Below are 22999 nucleotides of genomic sequence, written 5' to 3'. Positions count from 1 at the left end.
ATTCTTCGGGCTTTTCAAGCCCGACCAAATTCCCCTCCCACCTTATGTCGGTGGGAGTACCCTTTGGAGGTTAAGATAGAATGAAAGCTATATTTAACGATTACTTAGTTTATGTCAGTTAGACTATTAATCTTTAACAATATTTTATATTTCACATTGCTAAATTAAAAAATTTAGTTATTTTCATCTGATTTTTTAATCTCTATTATCGACAATATAAAGAATTTCACCTCTAACAGAACGGATATATTGTATTGGGTCAACCTCTTTTGCTCGCAAATATCCTTGATTCAACTGATTAGACTCATAGATATCAGGGATCGCTGTTAATTCTTTTTCTAACAATTGAATTTGCTGTGGAGAGAAAATACCTGTAGGAACCCATACCGTGATCACTTCTCTGCTATCTTCTGCAACTGATAAATGGATTTGTATATTAATATCACCTTGATGGTATTTATGGACAACTTTAGCAATCGTTTCATATTCAATAAGATATCCCATAAAATTAAAACTAATATTATTTCTTTTAATATTTGTTAATCGAACAATATCACCTTGTAGACTAATATCTGCACTATCACCAAAACTATAGCGTAATAATGGAATAACATTCATATTATCCAGACTGGTTATTAATAATCGATCCTGATAACGCTCAATAAAAAATTGGTTTGTCAGTAATTCATAATTATTGTTATCCTCATCCAGACTAAAAGCAATTATTCCCGCTTCTGAACAGCCATAAGCACCAATAATATGCACATCATTACCAAAAGTATTCCTTATTATTTCCCTTTGATATGCTTTAAGCGCTTCACCGGCAAAAATAACTTTATTAATAGCAAGATGTTTACCTTTCTTTTGCATTAATTGAATAAATTGAATAATTTCACAAGGAATACCTATTAGAACATTAGTATTCACATCAATTAATGCATCAAAATGCTCACTTGCTAATACATTAAAATCACCGATCGAAATAATATTAGCACCACAAGCGCTCGCCACATTACTAAATAAGCAATGAGCGGAAAAAAGTAAGTTAATGGTAAAAAGATTAGCGCATGTATCCGTCGAGGAAAATATATTATATTCTATATATCCCTTTACGTTGTATACATCACCACTCATTTTATAAAGACACCGTTTCAAAGTACCACTGGTGCCACTAATAAATCCAATAAGATAACTATTTTCATCATTAAGCAGATGGAGGCTTTGATCATTTTTAGCCAAATAGTCTTTCTTTTCCATAACCGGAATAGATTGGCTAAATTGCTGATACGTCCATTGTCTTATTGCCGATAACTGAAACAGGGTGGCTATTTTATCTTTTACCTTATTCCATACCATTTCTTCTTTATATATAGATAACATTTTTCTCTCCATGAATGAATGTATTATTAATTTATATTCAATATTTTATATCAAATTGTATATTTTGATTTAAGATAACAAAACATTACTAATAATGAAAATAATTTATTGCTATTAGAAGATTAAATACAAAAGAATAAATACAGCAATTAATTTTTAAATTGTTAATTATTATTTTATTACCAAAATATTTTTTAATAAAAATAATTTTTTCAAAATGTTAATGATATTTAAATATACCTGGTTATTTTTCTATGTTAAATACGCTATTGTAGCATCCTCTTATAACAGAGATTACTTTCATCAAGAGGTATTTGGTATGAAAAAAGATAAAATTATTATTAAATTTAACCAAAATGTTATTGCGTATAGAAAAAATAATAACTTATTATTAAAACCATTAGCTTTACAAAATAACTTATTTAACCAATTGGGTTATATTGCTGTTGTACCTGATGAAATATTACAAACTCAAGGTCAAATAAATAACATTAATTTTTCCAGCCTCAGTGGCATGTTTTATATTAAAGGATCTGAGTCGCTAACTGTCAACGAAAAACAGCAACTATTAACCCAACTTAATGGCTATGATTTTATCGAATATGCTGAACTGGAATGCACCCGGCTAGCCTCATCAATACTGTCAAGATCCGAGCAACTAAATGATATTGAGACACCCGATTTTACTAAAAAACAGGAATACAAATTAGGTGCAGGACAATTTTGGACAGGTATTGATATGGAATATGCCTGGTCTCTTGGTGTGACAGGTAAAGGTATTCGTATTGCCGATATCGAAGCCGCGTTTAACTACCAACATATTAATTTACACAGAGATAGTTTTATTCCTTTAGTTGTTAGCGATGATGTCAATGAGCTTGAAATCAATCATGGTACCGCCGTAGCGGGTTGATGTATGCAAAAGAGCTGGGATTTGGTGTAAAAGGAATGGTGCATGGCGCTGATGCACTGTATGGCATTTCGGTAAAACCTTATGATGCCGCCGGTGGTATTGTAAGAGGATTACAACATTTAAGAGCGGGTGATATTTTCATTTACGAATTATCTATCCAATCCAGAGCGGATGATGATACAACTCAAGTCCCTGCTGATTTTTGCCAATCAGTCTGGGATATCACTAAAGCCGCCACCGATGCCGGGATTATTATTATTGCTGCCGCTGGTAATGGTGGTGAAAATCTGGATGATGATTTTTATGCACCATATCGCGCTCGCGGTGATAATGGCGCTATTCGTGTTGGTGCTGGCTCTAAAAATCAAATATGTCGTGCATTTTCTACTTATGGCAAAACCATGATCCATGTCCAGGCTTGGGGTGATAGTGTTGTCACAACTGGCTTTGGTACTTTGTACGATGGTGGCCCTAATAATAATTATGCCAGTAACTTTGATGGCACCTCAGCCGCTACCCCAATTGTGGCTTCAGCAGCAATTGCCATACAATCATGGTATAAGCAACAAACTGGCCGGGTTCTCACACCAAAAGAAATGAGAAGTCTGTTGATAGAAACCGGTACACCACAACGACCTGGCTTTATCAATAACCATATTGGCCCGCTACCGAATGTTCGTAATGCAATTAATGTATTACAACAAGGTTTACCACAATAAAATAATATAATTAGTGCAATATTTTGCTAAATAAAAATATGACTTAGCTATCAGACCACATCAGAGGGCTGTCTCTTGCTCACAAGTCTTGTTCAAGAGACAGGTGCATCGGCTGGATCTTAATGTTTATGATGACAAAATTAAGCCATAATCTATTATTATTTTTTACCATAGCCTTGTGGATTTTGACATTGCCAACGCCAGGCATCAGCAGCCATATCTTGAATCGAACGAGTGGCTTTCCATCCCAAATCACACTCAGCTTTCAATGGACTTGACCAACACTCAGCAATATCACCTGGTCGGCGAGATTTAATTTCATAAGCGATTTTTTTACCGCAAGCTTCTTCAAAAGCTTTCAGCATCGCTAATACACTCGTGCCTTTACCAGTGCCTAAATTGTAGATGTGTAAGCCAGGTTTTAAACCAACCGATTTAAGCGCTGCAATATGTCCATCTGCCAGATCCATGACATGAATATAATCACGCACGCCTGTGCCATCTGGGGTAGGATAATCGTCACCAAAAATCATCAGTTTTTGCTGCCGGCCAATGGCTACCTGGGTAATATAGGGGGTTAAATTATTAGGTATACCTTGCGGATCTTCCCCCATGGTGCCGGACGGATGGGCGCCAACCGGATTAAAATAGCGAAGCAAGGTAACCGACCAGCTATTATCAGCATACTGTAGATCCGATAAACAACGTTCAACCATATATTTACTGCTACCATATGGATTGGTGGTATTGCCAATCGGAAATTCTTCGGTAATGGGAACCGTTGCCGGATCACCGTAAACAGTGGCAGAAGAACTAAAAATAATATTTTTTATACCAGCTCGCTGCATACTACGCGCTAATACTAGCGTGCCATTCACATTGTTATCATAATATTCAAGAGGTTTAGAGACAGATTCACCAACCGCTTTTAACCCAGCAAAATGGATAACAGCTTGAATAGAATGGTTGGAAAAAATGGTGTCTAACAATTTTTCATCACGCACATCCCCATGATAAAAAACCGGGCGACAACCGGTTAATGTTTCCATTCGCGTCAATACTTGACGACTGGCATTACACAAATTATCTAAAATAACAGGCTGCATACCTGCTGCAAACATCTGAACGCAAGTATGACTACCAATATAACCCATACCGCCTGTTACTAGTATTTCCACATTTACCTCTTTTCCAAGCATAATAAAATCAGACTAAAGTTTGTATGGCTCGATAACCAATAATAGGCATAATATTATACTATCTGAGCCAATTATTTATCGATATAGGCAGCATTTTTGCTAACTAATATGCTATGCGCCAATATAATCGCTTATACTATAAATCAGCTATTATATTCCTCAATCTTTTAATAGCCAATATAAACTCAGTAGCGACCATAATATTTATCAGTAAGGAAATGACTTATTGAATTTCAACCGGATCTATATGGATCATGACATTTAAGATGGCCGGATTTTCAAGTAATTTTTTTCGCGCAGAAACCGCAATTTGATGTCCTTGTTCTACCGTTAAAAGACCATTCACTTCAAGATGAACATCCACCAACAAATAATCGCCAGATTTACGCGTCTTAAGATCATGAATATCAACCACCCCTTCCATTGCCAACAGCTGTTTACGGATAGCCGCAAGTGTCTGTTCATCAGCCCCCTTATCCATCAGATTGTTAAACGCTTGATAAGTAAATTTATACCCCATTTTAATAACCAGGGCACCAACAATTAATGCGGCAATCGGATCAAAGATCTTAATACCGCATAAACTACCAACGATACCAATAGCAACCACCAAAGAAGAAGCGGCGTCTGAACGTGCATGCCAGGCATTAGCAACTAACATACTTGAATTAACCCTATTTGCCACAGCAAGCATATAACGAAACAGACCTTCTTTAACAATAAGTGATAATAGCGCGACAACCAGCGCAATAATATGCACATCAGGAATTTCAGCTGGATTTAGCATTTTTTCAATTGCTTTCCATACCATGCCAGCCCCAACCACGAGCAAAATTGTTCCTAATACTAAAGATGTCCCATTTTCATAGCGGAAGTGGCCATAAGGATGGTCGGCATCTGGTTGCTTATGGCTATGTTTATTAGCAATCAACACCACAAAATCTGCCAATAAATCTGATAATGAGTGAAGTCCATCAGCAATCAAACCTTGGGAGTGTGCCAAAAAGCCGATAATAATTTGCCATAAAGAGAGAAAAAAATTCACAACGATACTAACAATAGTGCTCTTTCTGGCGGCTTTAAATTTTATTCGTTGCTCGTCGGAAACAAAATATGAGTGTTTTTCTTCGCGAAGTTTAGTTCGTGTCATAATCAAATTCTAAAGTTAATTATTTTCAGTAAAATGAGGGGAAAATTGATAGTAAACCTTAAAAACAATCTTGTTATTATTAATACTAATTTTATTCAAAAAAATATTAATCTAGTTTCCTATAATATGACACAAAAAATTATATTTGTCTTGATTTTTCATTTTTACAATCAGGTATTTCAATAAAGTATAATTGATAATTATTCGCTTATTTATTTCTACTACTATTTATAATTAAATAGAAATAATATTTATTTTCAACTAGGTTAATTTAGGCAAAACAATTTGCTTATTTTAAATATGGTTTCTTCATATTAAGTTAATTATGCAAAATAATAAGCCAATAAAAATATCACGACATCATTTTTTACTATTGCTACAATATAATTAGATAACAATATGATGCGAGGGTATCATGTATAATAAGATCTTAGTTCCTATCGATATTGTTGAAGATGAATTGAATCAGAAAGTGATTAAGCATGTTGAAACACTGGTTTCCTTTAACCAATCCAACAAACCAGAAGTTCACTTCTTATCTGTGCTACCAAATTTAGAAATATTTTTTGGGATTGAAATTGCGGCGCTACCAGAGAGTCAACAAGATTCCGAACAGCGCAGCCGAGTGGCACTGGAACTACTAAAACAGATCATCAAAAAAGTAAACATTCCAACTAAGCAAATTACCTACAAAATTGGCATTGGCCCAACAAAAGAGGAAATTCTAAGCTATGCATCAGATATCGACGCCGATTTAATTCTTATTGCCTCTCATAGCCCCAATTCTTCCAGTTACCTACTTGGATCAACCGCAGCTAGCATTGTTCGTCATGCAAAAATAACAGTTTTAGTGGCTCGTTAAAATAAACCAATAATAACTGTAGCCATCTTAATTAAGATGGCTTATTGGTTAAATTAAAACGTTATTTGATCACTGCACTATTTAGTTTTTCCGGTGCTGACCATATACGATATTTAACTGCCATATCTTTAGGAACATATACCACAATCGGTAACTTGCTATTATAGCGAACGATATTGCCATCACCGAGATGCGTGGTAATAAACTTCTTGGTTTGTTTTTTATCTGGACAAGCCATTAAGGTTGCCGCTGGACCGGATACTTTTTTTAATTCGTAATAGTCATAACCCCAACCTTTCAGCTCTTTTTTGGCAAAATCCCCACCAAACCAATGATGATTACAATCTACCAGCATGGATTTACCAATAACCAGTTCCACCATAAAATTATTCTCATTTTCTTTTTTGCCTAGCTGAATAACATAGCGCTGCATATCTTTCTCAGCGGCTGGGTATGGAGCTATTTTGGACAAATTATCATTTGCCATCGCATAGGGTGTTGTTAGGAGCATTGCCAATAATGGAAAGGTATATTTATTCATTGCCACATCCTACTTTATAAATAGTGATAAAAGTGATATTAACTATAACTGATAAGAAAAAGTTTTATACTTAACTAAATCGAAGATCTACTTTAGTATAACTGTCGTGCCAGAAAGTAAAAAATCGTAAAGAGTAAATCAACCATTTAATTTGTAAATATTATTAAAAATCAAATAATTATATATAACATTTAACAATGTAAATTATTGTGTTCACGATAATAAAATTTTAATTATTGTTATACTTGAATTGACCCTCAATAATTTTGCCGGAGGTTATATGTTGCTGTCCGATCATGAGTTATTTTCTCACCTAAAACTCTCTCATCCACGCTTCCAATCACTATTTGAAAAGCATCATCAACTGGATAAACAGATCACTGAATTAGAAGGCCCAAATGGTGCAGGCTATAATGATAAAGTCATCAAATTAAAAAAAGAAAAGCTCCATTTAAAAGATGAAATGCAGCGTATTATTCACCAACAAATTAGGCTTAAATAATGCCAATCCGCCTGCTGGAGTAGCAGGCGTGTTAATCCTCACGAAGTGTTTACCTATCAATTAGCGCGCTTTTTTAACCATTGCTGCTGATTGAGGCGATAAAGAATATGTTGCTGTAAGGGATGCGCCGATGGTAACGCCGGATGTAAAAAATTATGCGCATCTTTTTCCATGGCTAATTTTTTCATCAAACATTCAGAGGGGTGATTAATTTTAGCGGTAAAAGAGATAATTTCCTGCATTTGTTGCTGTAAAAAAGCAAAATCTAATACCCGACAGGCGGCTTCATAAGCCAGTCCTTGTCGCCAAAATGGCTTAGCCAGCCGCCAACCAATTTCAGTACAAGGCATAAAAGGCAGATCATAAGCGGGAATATTGAGTCCGACAAAACCAATGAATTGTTTCTCTGCTCGTAACTCTACTGCCCACAATCCCCAACCTTGCTGTTGAATAAACTTTTGCCTAATACGATCAATAAAGGCATCACTTTGTATTTTTGAAAGTAAATGTGGGAAATAACGCATAACATCAGGATCACTATTCAGACGATAAAAAGGGAGCCGATCAGCTTCTCGCCATTCCCTTAGTATCAAACGAGGTGTCTTTAGGATAATAACCATGCACTAGCCACGACTGATTGAAAAAGCGCTTACCATTAATATAACATGGCATCTTATCGCATGAACAGAAAATGCTTATTTAATTTTAGGTAGCTCTTCAACAGTTTCTAATTTAATCACTTTTTCAGATTGATGCTCAATTTTTTCAGACTGACCAATGAATATACCCCCTCGCTTAATTGACATATGACTAACTCGACTGATCCCGCGCAATTCACCATGTTCCAGGATATCTAGATTATTTCCCAAGCATGCACCATCAACTAAGCCATCAATAATCATATCAGGAGCTTCAATTTCACCTTCAATTTTGCCCCCGGGCATGATATGAATTGTCCCTTCTGTCACCGTGACATTACCTTTAATATGTCCCCAGACATGAATGTCACCTGCAATAGTTATGTTACCTTTAAAAAAGCTCTCTTCTGAAATAATTGTTACATCTTTTTGTTTAGGATCGCTTTTTTTATCACCCTTCATCACAAATATATTGGTATTTGAAATATCTGACTTTTTATTTCTAAACATCGAAATCAACCTCACTCTTATAATGATAAATTGCAGGATAAGAACGAACGAAAAAACTAAAACAAAAAACCATGTCTTTGCAATCATATTTGTTAAATACAACACCACGACTAGCACCCATAGGAACCAGATAAAATAAAGACTCAAGTTTTCTCTATCGCTAAATGTTTTCATTCTTATCTAATAAACTCATTAATGATACCTAACCAGAAATTATGCAATTAAGTTATTAGTATAGAATATCAACTGGCGCTGGTATTGATATAGTGATTAACACGACAGAAAGGCAATTTATATTGAAATTAATAGCAGACTAAGGCGTTATTGAAACTAACAGTAAACAGAGTAAAATCCGCATTCCCTATTAGGATACACATAAATCCTTATGCCTTATTTAGCTCTGAATACCGTTAGGACACTCACTATAAAATGATATAGTGCAATGAAATATCAAGTTTACGGTAAAAATTTATTACATTCCGCTGGCTTTAGTGAAATTAGCTAAAAATTGATCTAACTAGTCCTGTTTGTCAATTGAAAAAGTTAAAATAGTACTCATCAAGTATAAATATTCGCCTTCTCAATGAGTCAGCCTTATGGCAAATGATAAACAAGATGAAAGCTACTATCGTGCATTCATGTCACATCGTTATGTTAGCCGTCGCGGATTGTTGCGAGGATTATTCAATGCCAGTAAGACATTTAGCCCTGAGCTCAATAACAAAACACTCGCTCGTCAGGTTGGCCGCCCACCACAAGCGATTAATGAAACTGATTTTCAGCAACTATGTATTGGCTGCAACAACTGCCGGCAAGCTTGCCCTTATGGCTTAATCTCAATTAATCATAATCTGGCCGAGATCTCTATCGATTTTTGTTGTTGTACGACCCACAACTGTTTAGCCTGTACGCTGGTTTGCCCTACCGGCGCGCTCAATCAGCAAATAAAACCCGATACCGCACTTTGGCCGGCAATCTCTCAATCTTGTTTTGGTCGCCATAGTAACAGTTGCCGTTTATGTGTCCATGCTTGCCCACAACAAGCGCTCTCGTTTTCAGCCGAAAATTGGCCGATAATTGATGAAGAAAAGTGTGATGGCTGCGGTCAATGTCAAATTGCTTGTATACACGGATTGCTGAACTTAAAACCCGGTCTACCGCAATTGACAAAAATTTAACTGCCAAACCCTTAAACTATAATCATAGACTGGAATATAACTAACTTTTTAGCAAGGTAATAATATGTATATTAAACGAGCTGCTAGCAGTGATTTTGCTCAATTAATCCTAATTTGGGAAAATTCGGTACGCGCTACCCATGATTTTCTGCCAGAAGAAATGATTGCCACGTTACGTCCACTAATTTTAAATAATTATCTACCTAATTTGCAGGTTTACATGTCAGTCGATGAGCAAAACCATATTACCGGTTTTATGGCTATCAAGCAGAATCGATTAGAAATGCTATTTATTGCCCCTCTTTCACGCAGAAAGGGGATTGGCAAAGCATTGCTGCAATACGCCGTGAACCATTTTGCCGTCAATGAAGTCGATGTTAATGAACAAAATAAACAAGCGATAGATTTTTATCAACAGCAAGGTTTTGAGGTGTATGATCGCTCCGAATTAGATGGCCAAGGCAACCCTTTTCCACTGTTACATATGCGGCTGATCAATACTAGTATCGACAATCCGGATAACAGGCTTTCGGTCGCAAATTGATAGTGAGCTTTGTTTGATTTTCGATAACTTGCTGATAAGTTGCCTGAACAAATTGACTATCCGACCAAGCTAAGGTTGCCTGAAGATAAATTTTTTGCTGTGCTTGGTAGATTTCAGGGGCAGTAAAAGTAAAAACGAGCGGTAGTAAATCCAAACGGTACTGTAACTGATTCATTAGCAATAACCGCCCATTTTTTTGCGCGTAAAAGCGAATATTAACCTCTGCTGTTTTATATAATCGCACCGGCAACGTGACTTTACCCGTTACAACGGTTTGTAACGGATCATTGGGCTGATAATGAATACAGCCGGTTAAACAGCCTATAGCAATCAATATGGCATAATGCTTCATAACACTTCTATATGGCGTGTAGCTAGCGGTGGGTGAATACCTTGTACCAAACGCGCCAAATGCTGCTGTTGCTGTACAGTAACATCCGGTAATAGCGCAGATAATTGGGGTCTATTTTGCTCTACCTGTCTATCCACCGACACACTTCTGCCATTAAAAAGCCGAGATGAAACAATGGGATCACTATAAGCCGCCTGATTTAAAGTTACTTGTTTAATTAGCATAATCCTTACACCTTCATTCCTTGAAATTGACCTTTATAAACTGACTTTTTTACTGGTTCACACAATAATTCCTGCCAAAATTCAGCATGATCGAGTATTGACGTCAAACAATGTTCAAATTTATCTAATGTCAAATTGGCAATCGTTAGTTGACTATATAATTGTATTTTTAAACTGCTTTCGTCGAAACCAAAATGCAGATTAAATTGATACCAATAGCGATTAAAGCTTGCCAACTGACGAAAAATTCCCTCACTAACTTCTGATAAATCAGCAATATCTATCTGTAACGCCAGCAACTCTTGTTCCTGTAGAAAGATACAACAAACCTGTAATTTTTCATCAAAGCGTAAAGCCGCAATTCCTTCTTGATTTAGCATCAATAGTGGCAATTGATATTTCTGACTAAACTGGCCAAAAATTTGATCAATGCAATCTTTAACATCCATATTTCTCTCCCGGCAATTTAGTCATAAGCTAACCTGTGAATTGTCATTTCTCTGTCAAATATCGCTATTTTTTTACTAAAAAAAGGCAGACCATCGATATGTTCTGCCTTTAAATGATATTGATGGACATTAAGCAGCTGGAGTGGCAGCACGTAATGCCTGAGTTTGTCCTTGAGAAAGTTGAATCATCAACTGGTTAAGTTTAGTGCTTAAACCATTTAAATAATCGGTTTCATTACGACTTTTTTGCTGCACTTGCTGAGCACTACTTTCTTTTGCTTGTTCTTGCGTGACAGTCTGTTGAGTTTTTATCTCCTTGGCGCCACTAAATTTATCAACGTATGTGCTTCCTTGCTGAAGCGCCGAGTTAGCTAAATCAAACCACTTTTGACTCGCAGCGCTAGCATCATTCAACATTTTCAATTGCAGGTTATCAGCTTTATTCAGATCCTTTAATTTAGCTATTTCAACTTTCAAATTATCTTTTTGCTTGACTGATAATGTCTTATCCTTCAGTTGACTGGTTTTGCTCTTAACCAGTTCGGTACGTTCATTAATTGATTGCTGTAACGTATTTTTCTGCTGTTGAGTTTTATTGGCTTTAAAAGCCGATATTGCACTTAATGCTGACATGCCAAAGTTTAATACCCCGGAAACAATGGATAAGGCTAACTGCCAATCCGAGTTTTTGTCCATCTCCTGCGCTTGTTTTTTCTGACTTTCGGCTACCGCGGTAGCCTGATTAGTGGCAACGGCATCATTTGATTGGCGAACCTGTTGCTGGGCTTTAACCAGCAAAGCAATACAATCCATCATTTGCGTGGCAGTACTTAACAATTGACTGGCATTAATTAGATCCAATTTAGGCGCGGCTAATTTGACACTGTCAGTTGATTGTTTTGCCGTTGGCTGAGTTTTTGGTAACGTCTGTATCTCAACTTTGTTTACTGCCTCACTTTTTTTTGTCGCTGTACTCTTTACCACGGGTGCGGCATCGTGAGTATTAGCCAGTGGACGTTGATGCACATTATTATTGATAGTAGCCATATAAATCTCCTTATTAACAGCTAATGACAGCCAATTAATTTCTATTAAATTGTTTTCGGGCGCACTGCTAACTCACGCAATACTTCCCCTTTTTCATGGATCATCTGCGCCAGTGTTTCCATCACCTGCTGATAATCATCGGTCATTTTTGCTAACTCACTATTGAGTTTATCTAAAATACTTTGACTCATGGTCATCACACTTTCGAGCATTTTAGCATCGGCTATTTTGTCACTGGCAATACTATGCGTGATGGAACTGGCCAATTGTGACGCAGTTTCTCCGACATCAGCGACTAAATTACCAACCTCTAAACCAGTCTTAACATTATTGGCCACCGACTGAGTTGTCGCCGTTACACCGGAAGAGACCATAGCAGGCAATTTAGCGGTAACCTCAGCTGCCTTACCACCAATTTTGGCGCCAACTTGGGCAATGGCTGTCGCCGCTGGCCCACCAAAACTGACCGCAATGGAAGCAATACCCACTGCAATCTGTATTCCCATCAAGGTCGGCCCTAACCATTTCATCGTTTCAGGGCTAATCAAACCGGCAGCAGCCGCTTCTTGGACAATTTGGTTAGCCGCACTGGCCACCGCACCGGCAATCATTAAAGCGCCAGCCACCGCTCCAACTCCCGTTGCGACCAAAATAGCACCGACAACGGCAGAAACAGCAGTACTGATCCAACCAAAAATTTTGGCGGCCAAACCCGATTTTTGCGACTGCTTTACTGCATCTTCTGATTCTTGGATTTTGGTTTGATTTTCATCCATTTTTAACGCATTTTGCTGTTTAATACGTTGAATATCTTCTAATTTCAATTTTTGCTGATTAGTTTTTAATTCACTAGTCACTTTACTTAATTCCACCTCAAACGAGGCAGGTGAAGTTAATGCCAGCGAAAGTAGCTTCAGTGATGATTTCACATCAATAGCCGGAACCACCTCCTGTTGCAAAACATTCAATTTTGCTAACAGTGTGTCACTATTGGTTGATTTTGCAGCCAAATTAGCATTGGGTTCTGGCAATAACACTCGATTAGGTTGCAACGATGGCTTTGCTGCTGATAAAGCCGGACTTTTTTCCAATGCAATATTAGGTGTGCTCTTTTTTGTTATTGGCGTAATAGGGCTATTATTAACTAGGTTTTGAACACTACTGGTATCGGGTTTAGTGGTGATTGTGCTCATTTTGCTGCTCCCTTTTTATATTAATCACTTCCAACATGGTTTCAGCCTGTAAGACAATATCTTCATATTCCGGCTTATCGGTCGCTAATAAACGCGCCGATTCAAAACCACATTGTGCGCCATCGAAATCATTCAATTGCATTAAACATTCGGCGGCGTGAAACGGAAAACGGGGATCATTAACATCTAAAAAAGTAGCGAAGCTATAAGTTTCTAATGCCGCGCTCCAATTCTCTGTCGCTTGGCGGCAAGCCCCCAAACCTAAAAAGAAACGACTATCATAGTGATCTAACATACAAAGCAGTTGAAATACCGCCATTGCATCTTGTTGTTTACCCGATTGATAAAGGTTATAAGCCAGGGTATAAAATTGCTCTAACTCTTCAGCAGAAACCTCTTTCAACATCGCGAGGGTGCCACCGCAAGTCAGAAAAGACTCAATTTCATGTTCCATTTTGCCTGTTGTGGTTTCCATTTGCTGTTCCATATGCTTTCCTTAAATTGCTCTCAGAATATCCTGGATAACTGAGTCATATTTTTGAATAAAACGATTGAGTGCTTCGATGGCAGCGTTATAACGTCCACTAATATCATTCAATCGAGTGGTTTTTTCACTGATACTGTCAGACAATGGCCGAGAACGATCACTGACCATAGTAGAAAAATTAGCCAGACGATTATTATCCTTATCATATTTATAAGAATTCTCTACCCGACTCATTGCACCACTCTTTTTATCGGCACTGAGTAAAAACTGTTTTATCGTTACCGTGGTTGAGGATGGGGCGATTTTTTGCAAGAACTGGTATTCAGCTTTCGTTTTAAATTCTGCCACTGATGAATAGCCATAAAGCTGGTAATTCATTATATTGATACCATTTTGATCGGTATTAATTGTTTGTGAACTGGCTGCTGATAATGCGCTATTAATTTCCGACTGAATAACACTATAAACTTTCATCTCAGCGGAAATTTCTTCCAATTCAGTTTTTAATTCTTTACGTTTATCATCGTGATAGACCATGTTTTTAGCAAACACAGCAATAATATCTTCATCCAGACTGGCATAAGAAAAGTAGCTTTCTATCACTGTTAACAGCATATTTGCCGATACCAAGGAAGCACCTTGTCGCTGACTATCTAACTTTGCCATAAAATCTTGAATATCATTTTCAGCATCAGTTGAATTTTTTATATTTCGTGGCTGCGCTAATTGAAAAATCTGACTAAATAATTGTTCTAATTTATCCCTCTCAGCAGGAACATTAGCATCCAACGTTTGCTTACCACCGGCAACCGATTGATCTAATTCTACTCTTACGCCCAATTGAGCTAATTTATTGATAATTGCATTGGTTATTTTATTAATATCTGGCGTGGTGGTTGTTGGTACCAAAAGATTATTGATATAATTTTGATTTGTTACGTTATTAGATGATCCATTTATTGTAGCCATAACGATCCCCTGTGATTAAATAATAAAATCATCCGCACATTAAATTTTATTAAAATAAATATGGTTAAAATCTATTTATTATTTGAATCTAACGTAAATTTAATAACTATTCTGTCAGTTAGCGGATAATATTTTTTTAATTTTGTTATTTTTTAAACTAATCACTTTACCCACAGCTAATTCAAACCAGCCGCTGTCAACTTCAACCGCCCCTGTCCAGCGTTGATAAAATTGTTGTAATCGCTGTTGTGTTAAAGGTGAGCGGCTTAATACATTAACTTGACCATATAAAGAATAGTGTTCACCTAACACTTCTTTTATTATATCGGCCAAAATATATAATGGCTTGAATGCATTACCTAAGCCTAAATTTTTTTTCTTTTCGTCTTAACATTAAAATCCATATTCGGCTTCCTTCACAACGCCAGGCAATTTCAATATTATTAATGACGGTAAAATAGCCTATTGGCCAATGGCTTTTTTGCCAATAATAGGGAGCGACAAAATAGCCTTGCTGTTTAAAATAATTATCTAAGGGATCGCTATTCATAATAATATTTTCCCCAATGGCTGAATGTTAATTTTATTAGTTAATTCTTGATAAGATAAAATCGGTAATTCATTAAATTAATTTTCTAATAATTTACGCACATAACGGCGAATATCCATCGAAACAATCACCACCGGTTTATTAGCCAATTTTTTAATATTACCCACGGTATTACGTACATTTTCAATCAGCTTTTCACTCACATTGGGTTCCAGTGCTAAATAACTGCGGGCATTGGTTTGCCTTATACTGTCGCGAATAATTTCTTCCAGTTGTTGATCAAAGAGATAAGCCGGTAAAAAATTATTACCACTGGCATATTTATAACAAATATACCTTTTCAAACTGCTGCGAATATATTCCGTCAATTGCACAATATCTTTCTCTTTTTGCCCCCATTCAACGAGTGCCTCTAATATAGTGCGCATATTGCGAATGGAAATATTTTCACTGACTAAACGTTGTAATACTTCAGTGATCCGATAAAGCGGTAATAAACGTTGTACCTCCTTGACCAATTCACTATAGTGAGATTCCATCTTCTCCAGTAAGTAACGCGTTTCTTGGATGCCAATAAAATCGGCAGCATACTCTTTTAACACAAAAGATAAGTGCCAGGTTAACACCTGTGACATTGTCAGCACCGATAGATTTGAGCGAACTAATCGCTCTAAATATTGTTCTTCCACCCAAAGCGCTCTTTTGCCTGTTAATAGCATGTCGCCTTTTTCATAGGGAATAGCCAACAAATTGAGCTGTTTCTCATTTTCTTGTACCAACAATTTACCTGCTTTTAATACACCTCGCGTCACAGGTACTTCTTGTAATTCAAAAATATATTCACCCTCTGCCATGCCATCATTAAATCTTAAATAAATACCGGGAAATGGCACTCCCAGATCCAAATAAAGCGCCCTTCTTACACGCATTAATTCTTCATTAAACGCCACCGCTTCTAACTGTTCTTTTAATTTAATATCCAAATCAATTAATAGCGGTACCGTTAAAGCAAATTCTTCCTGTCGTTCTAATTTATCGTTTTTTAACGGCGCACTATTTTTCTTTTTGATTGCCGGTGCGCCAGCACCTTGGTTGATCAAGGTATTAATATCACTCGGTGGTTTTTCTGCGCTTTGCTTATTTTGCCTAATTAACCAGTAACCACCGGCTGTCATCAATGCGGCTAAAATAAAAAAAGTGATGGTCGGAAAGCCGGGGATCAAACCAAATAACACTAATAACACGCCACCAATAAAAATCGCTTTTGGTTGGGCAATAATCTATTCACCGATATCTGATCCTAAATCAGCGGAGTTTTCTGACGAAACACGGGTAACGATAATGCCAGAAGTGATAGCGATTAATAACGCTGGCACCTGAGAAACCATACCATCGCCAACCGTCAAGATGGAATAAAGGCTCAACGCATCTGAAGCACTCATACCACGCTGGCTGACGCCAATGGCAATACCGCCTAGAATATTAACTAAAATAATGACCAGGCCGGCAATGGCATCACCCTTGACAAACTTCATGGCGCCATCCATTGAGCCAAACATCTGACTCTCTTTTTCAACCTGACTGCGCCTTTCGCGGGCTTCGTCCATGTCAATAACACCGGCCCGCATATCACCATCAATACTCATTTGTTTACCCGGCATCGCATCCAGCGAAAAACGAGCACTCACCTCGGCAACTCGCTCTGAACCTTTGGTGATCACTAAAAATTGCACAATGGTAATAATTAAAAAGATCACGATACCGACGATCAAATTACCGCCAACCACAAATTGACCAAAGGTATAAACAATTTGTCCTGCATCAGCTTGTAATAAAATCATTCGCGTCGTACTGACCGCTAAAGCTAAACGAAACAGCGTGGTTACTAATAACAACACCGGAAAAACCGAAAACTGTAATGGCGAAGTGATATAAACCGAGACCATCAATAATACGACTGAAATAGTCATATTAATCGCAATTAGGACATCCAGGATCACCGTCGGCAATGGCAATACCATCATAAATACCACAGCAAGTAGTAAAATAGCTAACATAATATCTTTACGTTGGCCAAGCTGTTGCAACAGCATTATTCCTTTATTCATCAATTAGATTTCCATAACAGATAATTGTGATAGGCCTGTTGCGCCTTTTCCTGTTGTTCCATCATCAAATAGGCCTGTGATTCACATAGCCATAGTTCAGCCTCATTGATGTTAGCGTTTTTTAGCTTTGTGCAATGGATCAGTACCTGTTCAGGCAGATCAAGTTTTAATAACACCACAATAAGCATTTTTCTGGCTTGATAATCATCTGGCGCCATTTTTAACAAGGCTTCAAGCAATATTTGACTACGAGCCAACTGGCCATATTGCAGTGCTAACCATCCTTGCAGTAATAAGGCATTTTGGGTAATGGGATCTAAAATCAACTTTATCCTCGATGCAGTAAGCCGGTTGCCAGTTCCAATTGCCGCTCTAGATTATCCAGTTCCATTAATAGGTCATAAGCGGCCTCTACTTCTGGCAAATTTACAGCGGCTAATTGTTGTTTGAGACGTGCCATGGTTAATTTAAAAAAAATAGGTGTCATTAATAACGGCGTAATTAACTTAGGTGTTACATAATTTAATAATGCCGCCTCTAGACAAAAAGTCGGGTATAGATGGGAAAAATGTGCCGCTACCGCTTGACTATTCGGCAGTAACAAAACTTGTTCTATTTCGTTATGCTCGACAATTTCGCTGAAAAAATGGTCGCTAATGGCCGTTATTGCTGATGGTGAATCTAACCTAGTTATTTTTCTCATGTGTATTGTTCATTATTTATTTTTTGGATATGAGTATAGAGTTAGATAATCTCGCTGGATGTCATTAGAAGTCGCTATTTTTAATAGCTGGCTGGAATAAAAAAAACCGAGCCAAAAACTAAACATTTATTGCTGTTGTTCCGATATGTTTTGCATTGAGGTAAACAATGCAAAGCAAGCTTAAACTTTATTCTATTCCAGAAAAAATGCTAGCGGCACTGAGAACATGCCGGCCAGTACTGCTAAGAGGACGTGTAACGGCAGTTACAGGTACCTTGATCACAGCCCAACTGCCTGGCGTTAAAGTGGGTGAGCTATGCAAATTATACAATAGCGATACTGGAGAGTCGTTAACTGCCGAGATCATTGGTTTTAAACAACAACAAGCTATTCTTACTCCGTTTGGTGATACACGTGGTTTATCCATTTATACGGAAGTGTGCCCAACAGGAACCCGTCACTTAGTTGGCGTTGGCCGTCATCTATTAGGCAAAGTACTTGATGGATTAGGTAATCCCTTTACGGCAGAAAATTATATTGAGCCTGAACAATGGTATCCTATCTATCGTGATGCCCCCGCCCCCATGCAGCGAAAATTAATCGAAAAATCACTTTCTCTGGGTATAAGAGCGATTGATGGCTTATTAACCTGTGCAGAAGGGCAAAGAATGGGCATTTTTGCTGCTGCTGGCGGTGGCAAAAGTACTCTGCTAGCCTCTCTCATTCGAGGTGCTGAGGTGGATGTGATTGTCTTGGCATTGATTGGTGAACGTGGGCGCGAAGTGCGCGAATTTATTGAAGAAGATTTAGGCGAAGAAGGATTAAAGCGCAGCGTTTTAATTGTAGCAACTTCTGATCGCCCAGCCATTGAACGCGCCAAAGCCGGTTTTGTCGCAACCAGTATCGCTGAATATTTTCGTGACCAAAATATGCGCGTATTGTTGTTAATGGATTCGGTTACCCGTTTTGCCAGAGCGCAACGAGAAATCGGACTTGCTGCTGGTGAACCACCAACCCGACGAGGTTTTCCACCTTCCGTTTTTGCTGAACTGCCACGCTTAATGGAGCGTGCCGGCCAGTCTGATAAAGGTTCGATCACTGCCCTTTATACGGTGTTGGTTGAAGGCGATGATATGACTGAACCAATTGCCGATGAAACCCGTTCAATTTTAGATGGACATATTATTCTGTCACGAAAATTGGCCGCAGCCAGCCACTATCCTGCTATTGATGTTTTACGCTCAGCCAGTCGCGTGATGGATCGGGTTATCAGTCAAAAACATCAACAACAAGCACAACAGCTAAGAAAATGGTTAGCCAAATACGAAGAAATAGAATTATTGCTACAAATTGGTGAATATCAGCCAGGCAATGATCCATTGGCCGATGAAGCGATCAAACGTTATCCACAAATTCAAAGCTGGCTTTGTCAATCTACTGATGAAAAAAGTTGCTATGAGCAAACCCTGAACCAATTAGATGTAATCAATCAATGATATTTTTCCACTTATTAAAAATTAAACAATTAAGAAAACAAAAAGCAGAAAAACAGGTTTTGCAACAAAAAAACAACTCACTGAACAACAACAACAATTAAATATAACTAAGCAACAATTAGATATGCTGTACCACAACCATAAAGAGCGGGAAGAAAAATTTTTTCAAGCACATCAGCAAAAGGCTATTTCTGCCGCCCAATGGCACCACTGGCAAGCACAACGACAATACTTTCAATGGCAAAAAGACAACTTAATTAAAGATATTGCATTACATACCGATAAAGTTAATCAATTAGAAAGCCAACTTATCAAATTAAGAAAAAAACTCAATTTTTGTATACAGCAAACAGAAAAATTTACTCAACTGACACAACAAGAAAAATATGCTGTTGAGCATTTAAATGAACAACGAGAAGAACAAGAACAGGAAGAGTTTGTTAGGTTATCTATAGGGAAATAATATAATATGAAAAAACAGCAGATCAGCCATATATCACATGATCGACAATCGCAGTCTTTGTCGCTACCATCAATCGCCAAATTACCATTAGAAAGTGATCCTGTTTTAAAAAAAAGATTTGAATCAGCGCTCAAATTAGCCGGTTCAGCGACGCCTGTCTCCCCTTTAGTAACAGATAAAAGCTCCTCCGTTGCTAGTTATCTATTAGCTGAGCAACCATCAATGGATGCTTATCCCTTCAGCCATGGAATTAAAAAAAAATCAACCGCACAGGCAGAAGATAAAGCACACCACAGATTATCTATCGCTACTGAGGAAAGAACGGATAATTGCGGCCAACCCTATGGCAATCCGCCCTACACCACTATTGAGAATAAAACGGCAACCAAAACCGGCAATAATGACAAATTACCGCCATCGACTAGTAAACAGAAGCTGCCAACGGCTAAAGCTGGGCGAAATAATCCGCTAAAAGCTCCACTATCAGCTAATACTTTATTGGCCAATCCAATAACTAATCAACCAATAGTATCGGCTGATTTAGCAAAACCTATCGTAAACTTGCCAACAGGTGAGCAAATAGTGATGACTTCTCCAGTTAACAAGCGACAGCCACTTAGCACAAAAAAAATATCATCGGTCACTGATCCAAATAAAATTACTGATCCAATGGAAGCTATTTTTCCATCAGAAAAAAAACCACATTCAGCTAATAAAGAGCAAGATAAAGGCAAGCGGCAGGAAAATAGTATTGAACCGCCCAGTTTGCCAGCCGTCATATCGACGGCAACGACAACAGAAAAAATGTTAGCCACTGTCGATAATGAGAAAACCTCGGCCTCGTTACTTAATACACTATTTAACAAACTCAATGCGGTTATAAATGTCGAGGTCAACAAAAACTATCAGCCACCAATCATCCAATTAAACTTAGCGCAGATTGGACATCTACAAATTAAAATTCAACAACAGCAACAACATATTATGATCGAATTTGTCGCCCAGACAATGGGACAAAAGATATTACTCGACCACCAACAAGATCTCATTAACAAGTTACAGCGCATTCATCCTGAGCAACATATCCAACTGGTCATCTTAAATGATCAACAGTCAGAAGAGCGATCAAAAGATCGGTCACAATCATTGGATGACTTTGAAGAAGAGATGACTTAATGCGGACACCCACATTGCCTACGATCAGTGAACATGAGTTTCAGCTTAGAAAATGTTTTATGCAATATCGTCATCATTTTCAATTTGCTGAACAATTATTAACATTAACACTGGAACAGGCCGATGCTAACTATAATTTAAAGCTAACCATACTATTAAAAAATACTACCGTTATCGCTTATTGCAATCAGTCTCTGTTAACTAACTGGTTATCTGAGGCATTAGATAGCGCCGATTTTAGTTATCTGCCGCTCGAGTTACAACTTAGTTTATTAAAAGAACATGGAAAATTTTTTCCTTCATTACAATGGCTAAATATTGAGTCACTACATATCAATGAAGCTAAATTAGGCATTAAAGGCCATTTCAATATGGCGGGTAAAAGCCTTTCACTTTGGTTTCCACAAATCGAAGCTATTCAGCGGTTATTACCAAAACGACGAAAGGCAGAAAAATATCCGCTTGTTGTCAGTTTATCAATATGCATGGTTCCCATTTACTTAACGATAAATACCCTTAACACGTTAGAAATCGGCGATATCCTGTTACAACCTCATTACTTAAAAAGACAGCAACAACAACTGGCCTATATTGAACATTTACCCTGGGCATGGGTTTCTTTGTCTTCTCACCAATTGGAACTTATTAATATGTATTCTGAAACCGATAATTTAGCTAATCAGTCACTAACTAACTTAGAGGAAATTCAAATTCCTATTCGTTTTGAAGTGGGCCGACAATATATTGAATTACAAGCTCTCACTCATCTCAGTGAGGGATCATGATTGATCTTGCGGTGCCTGTTAATGGTGACGTCAGAATTATCGCCAATCAGCAACCATTGGGCAAAGGACAACTGGTCGAAATTCAAGGAAGGTTAGGCATTAAAGTCGTCGAATTATTTGCTAAAAAGACTGAACCGTTATTTGCACAGAGCGAAGAATTAAGCCCATTAACAAATCCAAGCGATGAAAATGAGGAACTCTCTTCATGAACCAACTACCTGATGAGTTATCGCTGATTATTGGTTTAATTTTATTAGCATTAATCCCGTTTATTGCTGTCATGGCCACTTCATTTGTCAAAATGGCGATGGTTTTTTCATTGCTACGTAATGCGCTAGGGGTGCAACAAATACCCCCTAATATGGCGATTTATGGTTTATCAATCATTCTTACACTCTATGTTATGGCACCAGTTGCACTTACAACCAAAGATTTTCTTAACGAAAATCCGATCTCTTTATCGGCAAGCGCTTCTATTGACTATTTTTTTGATGAGGGCACTAAACCCTATAAATCTTTCCTGACAAAACATATTCACGATAAAGAGAAAGCTTTTTTTAACGAAAATATTGCTAAATTATGGCCAGCAAAATATGCCAATAGCGTGTCATCAGACAGTTTATTTATCTTGTTACCTGCTTTTACTATTAGCGAGCTGACTCGTGCCTTTGAAATTGGTTTTTTACTCTATTTACCCTTTATTGCCATTGATTTAATTGTGTCAAATATTCTATTAGCAATGGGAATGATGATGGTTTCGCCGATGACAATTTCCTTACCCTTCAAATTACTTCTTTTCGTTATGTTTGATGGCTGGAGTCGTCTGAGCCACGGATTAGTATTGAGTTATGGTGGGTAAGA

At 37.5% G+C, this 22999-nt stretch carries 29 protein-coding genes and 1 pseudogene; 12 read left to right on the top strand and 18 right to left on the bottom strand.

Going from position 1 to position 22999, the window contains the following annotated elements; genetic code table 11:
* Positions 1–195 precede the first annotated feature (195 nt).
* Positions 196–1380, bottom strand: a complete 1185-nt coding sequence (locus H1X92_RS03320) for an AMP-binding protein (RefSeq protein ID WP_180558835.1) — start codon at positions 1378–1380, stop codon at positions 196–198.
* 319 nt (positions 1381–1699) lie between these two features.
* Between H1X92_RS03320 and H1X92_RS03315 the strand changes: the two genes are divergently transcribed.
* Entirely contained in the window at positions 1700–2293 is a 594-nt protein-coding gene (locus tag H1X92_RS03315) for a hypothetical protein (protein ID WP_180558834.1), read from the top strand.
* Positions 2293–3012, top strand: coding sequence for a S8 family serine peptidase (locus tag H1X92_RS03310; RefSeq protein WP_180558833.1), 720 nt, complete (start codon positions 2293–2295; stop codon positions 3010–3012). The genes H1X92_RS03315 and H1X92_RS03310 overlap by 1 nt, the downstream gene beginning before the upstream one ends.
* Before the next feature lie 158 nt (positions 3013–3170).
* On the opposite strand, the gene galE is transcribed toward H1X92_RS03310, so the two are convergent.
* Together galE and H1X92_RS03300 are read right to left on the bottom strand one after the other, a co-directional pair.
* Complete coding sequence (galE, locus tag H1X92_RS03305) at positions 3171–4190, bottom strand: UDP-glucose 4-epimerase GalE (RefSeq protein ID WP_180558832.1); 1020 nt, start codon at positions 4188–4190, stop codon at positions 3171–3173.
* 244 nt (positions 4191–4434) lie between these two features.
* Complete coding sequence (locus tag H1X92_RS03300; protein WP_180558831.1) at positions 4435–5361, bottom strand: cation diffusion facilitator family transporter; 927 nt, start codon at positions 5359–5361, stop codon at positions 4435–4437.
* 415 nt (positions 5362–5776) lie between these two features.
* Between H1X92_RS03300 and H1X92_RS03295 the strand changes: the two genes are divergently transcribed.
* A complete protein-coding gene (locus H1X92_RS03295) occupies positions 5777–6223 on the top strand; it encodes a universal stress protein (protein WP_180558830.1) in 447 nt (148 codons plus the stop codon).
* A 61-nt stretch (positions 6224–6284) separates the two neighbouring features.
* On the opposite strand, the gene eco is transcribed toward H1X92_RS03295, so the two are convergent.
* A complete protein-coding gene (gene eco / locus H1X92_RS03290) occupies positions 6285–6764 on the bottom strand; it encodes a serine protease inhibitor ecotin (RefSeq protein WP_180558829.1) in 480 nt (159 codons plus the stop codon).
* A gap of 280 nt (positions 6765–7044) precedes the next feature.
* Here eco and H1X92_RS03285 point away from each other — a divergent pair, with 280 nt between their 5' ends.
* Positions 7045–7266 carry a DUF465 domain-containing protein gene (locus H1X92_RS03285; RefSeq protein WP_180558828.1) on the top strand — a complete coding sequence of 74 codons (222 nt, stop codon included), beginning with the start codon at positions 7045–7047 and terminating at the stop codon, positions 7264–7266.
* A 56-nt stretch (positions 7267–7322) separates the two neighbouring features.
* Here H1X92_RS03285 and H1X92_RS03280 read toward each other — a convergent pair whose 3' ends face one another.
* Both H1X92_RS03280 and H1X92_RS03275 read right to left on the bottom strand, forming a co-directional pair.
* Complete coding sequence (locus H1X92_RS03280) at positions 7323–7886, bottom strand: GNAT family N-acetyltransferase (protein ID WP_180558827.1); 564 nt, start codon at positions 7884–7886, stop codon at positions 7323–7325.
* A 75-nt stretch (positions 7887–7961) separates the two neighbouring features.
* Complete coding sequence (locus tag H1X92_RS03275; RefSeq protein WP_180558826.1) at positions 7962–8414, bottom strand: bactofilin family protein; 453 nt, start codon at positions 8412–8414, stop codon at positions 7962–7964.
* 596 nt (positions 8415–9010) lie between these two features.
* Here H1X92_RS03275 and H1X92_RS03270 point away from each other — a divergent pair.
* On the top strand, positions 9011–9592 hold the full coding sequence (locus H1X92_RS03270; protein ID WP_180558825.1) for a 4Fe-4S binding protein: 582 nt from the start codon (positions 9011–9013) through the stop codon (positions 9590–9592).
* A 64-nt stretch (positions 9593–9656) separates the two neighbouring features.
* The gene (locus H1X92_RS03265) at positions 9657–10136 is read left to right on the top strand and encodes an acetyltransferase (protein ID WP_180558824.1); all 480 of its coding nucleotides are present in this window, start codon (positions 9657–9659) and stop codon (positions 10134–10136) included.
* Here H1X92_RS03265 and H1X92_RS03260 read toward each other — a convergent pair.
* The 12 genes and pseudogenes from H1X92_RS03260 to H1X92_RS03205 form a co-directional block, all read right to left on the bottom strand.
* Complete coding sequence (locus H1X92_RS03260) at positions 10093–10488, bottom strand: YscW family type III secretion system pilotin (protein ID WP_180558823.1); 396 nt, start codon at positions 10486–10488, stop codon at positions 10093–10095. The genes H1X92_RS03265 and H1X92_RS03260 overlap by 44 nt on opposite strands.
* Entirely contained in the window at positions 10485–10712 is a 228-nt protein-coding gene (locus H1X92_RS03255; RefSeq protein ID WP_180558822.1) for a hypothetical protein, read from the bottom strand. The genes H1X92_RS03260 and H1X92_RS03255 overlap by 4 nt, the downstream gene beginning before the upstream one ends.
* A 5-nt stretch (positions 10713–10717) precedes the next feature.
* The gene (locus H1X92_RS03250; RefSeq protein WP_180558821.1) at positions 10718–11161 is read right to left on the bottom strand and encodes a type III secretion system chaperone; all 444 of its coding nucleotides are present in this window, start codon (positions 11159–11161) and stop codon (positions 10718–10720) included.
* A gap of 129 nt (positions 11162–11290) precedes the next feature.
* Positions 11291–12208, bottom strand: a complete 918-nt coding sequence (gene sctB, locus H1X92_RS03245) for a type III secretion system translocon subunit SctB (RefSeq protein WP_180558820.1) — start codon at positions 12206–12208, stop codon at positions 11291–11293.
* 44 nt (positions 12209–12252) lie between these two features.
* Positions 12253–13401, bottom strand: a complete 1149-nt coding sequence (gene sctE, locus H1X92_RS03240) for a type III secretion system translocon subunit SctE (protein ID WP_180558819.1) — start codon at positions 13399–13401, stop codon at positions 12253–12255.
* Entirely contained in the window at positions 13382–13888 is a 507-nt protein-coding gene (locus H1X92_RS03235; RefSeq protein WP_180558818.1) for a SycD/LcrH family type III secretion system chaperone, read from the bottom strand. Before H1X92_RS03235 ends, sctE begins: the two co-directional genes overlap by 20 nt.
* A gap of 9 nt (positions 13889–13897) precedes the next feature.
* A complete protein-coding gene (locus tag H1X92_RS03230; protein ID WP_180558817.1) occupies positions 13898–14857 on the bottom strand; it encodes a virulence-associated V antigen in 960 nt (319 codons plus the stop codon).
* A gap of 114 nt (positions 14858–14971) precedes the next feature.
* Positions 14972–15190, bottom strand: a complete 219-nt coding sequence (locus H1X92_RS16050) for a hypothetical protein (RefSeq protein WP_255498975.1) — start codon at positions 15188–15190, stop codon at positions 14972–14974.
* A gap of 22 nt (positions 15191–15212) precedes the next feature.
* Entirely contained in the window at positions 15213–15407 is a 195-nt protein-coding gene (locus H1X92_RS16045; RefSeq protein WP_180558816.1) for a hypothetical protein, read from the bottom strand.
* A pseudogene (sctV, locus tag H1X92_RS03215) lies at positions 15404–17515 on the bottom strand (type III secretion system export apparatus subunit SctV). Before sctV ends, H1X92_RS16045 begins: the two are co-directional and overlap by 4 nt.
* On the bottom strand, positions 17515–17841 hold the full coding sequence (locus H1X92_RS03210; RefSeq protein WP_180558815.1) for a tetratricopeptide repeat protein: 327 nt from the start codon (positions 17839–17841) through the stop codon (positions 17515–17517). Before H1X92_RS03210 ends, sctV begins: the two are co-directional and overlap by 1 nt.
* A 2-nt stretch (positions 17842–17843) precedes the next feature.
* Complete coding sequence (locus H1X92_RS03205) at positions 17844–18218, bottom strand: hypothetical protein (protein WP_180558814.1); 375 nt, start codon at positions 18216–18218, stop codon at positions 17844–17846.
* A 167-nt stretch (positions 18219–18385) separates the two neighbouring features.
* Here H1X92_RS03205 and sctN point away from each other — a divergent pair, with 167 nt between their 5' ends.
* From sctN to sctR, 6 genes are read left to right on the top strand one after another with little or no spacing between them, the layout of a single operon-like run.
* Positions 18386–19714, top strand: a complete 1329-nt coding sequence (gene sctN, locus H1X92_RS03200; RefSeq protein WP_180558813.1) for a type III secretion system ATPase SctN — start codon at positions 18386–18388, stop codon at positions 19712–19714.
* Positions 19715–19742: 28 nt separating this feature from the next.
* Positions 19743–20177, top strand: coding sequence for a type III secretion system stalk subunit SctO (sctO, locus tag H1X92_RS03195; protein WP_180558846.1), 435 nt, complete (start codon positions 19743–19745; stop codon positions 20175–20177).
* A gap of 6 nt (positions 20178–20183) precedes the next feature.
* Positions 20184–21353, top strand: coding sequence for a hypothetical protein (locus tag H1X92_RS03190; RefSeq protein ID WP_180558812.1), 1170 nt, complete (start codon positions 20184–20186; stop codon positions 21351–21353).
* Positions 21353–22138 (top strand): hypothetical protein, encoded by a 786-nt coding sequence (locus tag H1X92_RS03185; protein ID WP_180558811.1) that lies wholly within the window; start codon positions 21353–21355, stop codon positions 22136–22138. Before H1X92_RS03190 ends, H1X92_RS03185 begins: the two co-directional genes overlap by 1 nt.
* Positions 22135–22347, top strand: a complete 213-nt coding sequence (locus H1X92_RS03180) for a FliM/FliN family flagellar motor switch protein (protein ID WP_180558810.1) — start codon at positions 22135–22137, stop codon at positions 22345–22347. The genes H1X92_RS03185 and H1X92_RS03180 overlap by 4 nt, the downstream gene beginning before the upstream one ends.
* A complete protein-coding gene (sctR, locus tag H1X92_RS03175) occupies positions 22344–22997 on the top strand; it encodes a type III secretion system export apparatus subunit SctR (RefSeq protein ID WP_180558809.1) in 654 nt (217 codons plus the stop codon). Before H1X92_RS03180 ends, sctR begins: the two co-directional genes overlap by 4 nt.
* Positions 22998–22999 lie beyond the last annotated feature (2 nt).

The organism is Arsenophonus endosymbiont of Apis mellifera (genome assembly GCF_903968575.1).
Lineage (GTDB): Bacteria > Pseudomonadota > Gammaproteobacteria > Enterobacterales > Enterobacteriaceae > Arsenophonus > Arsenophonus apicola.
This window is presented reverse-complemented; position numbering and strand designations above follow the sequence as displayed.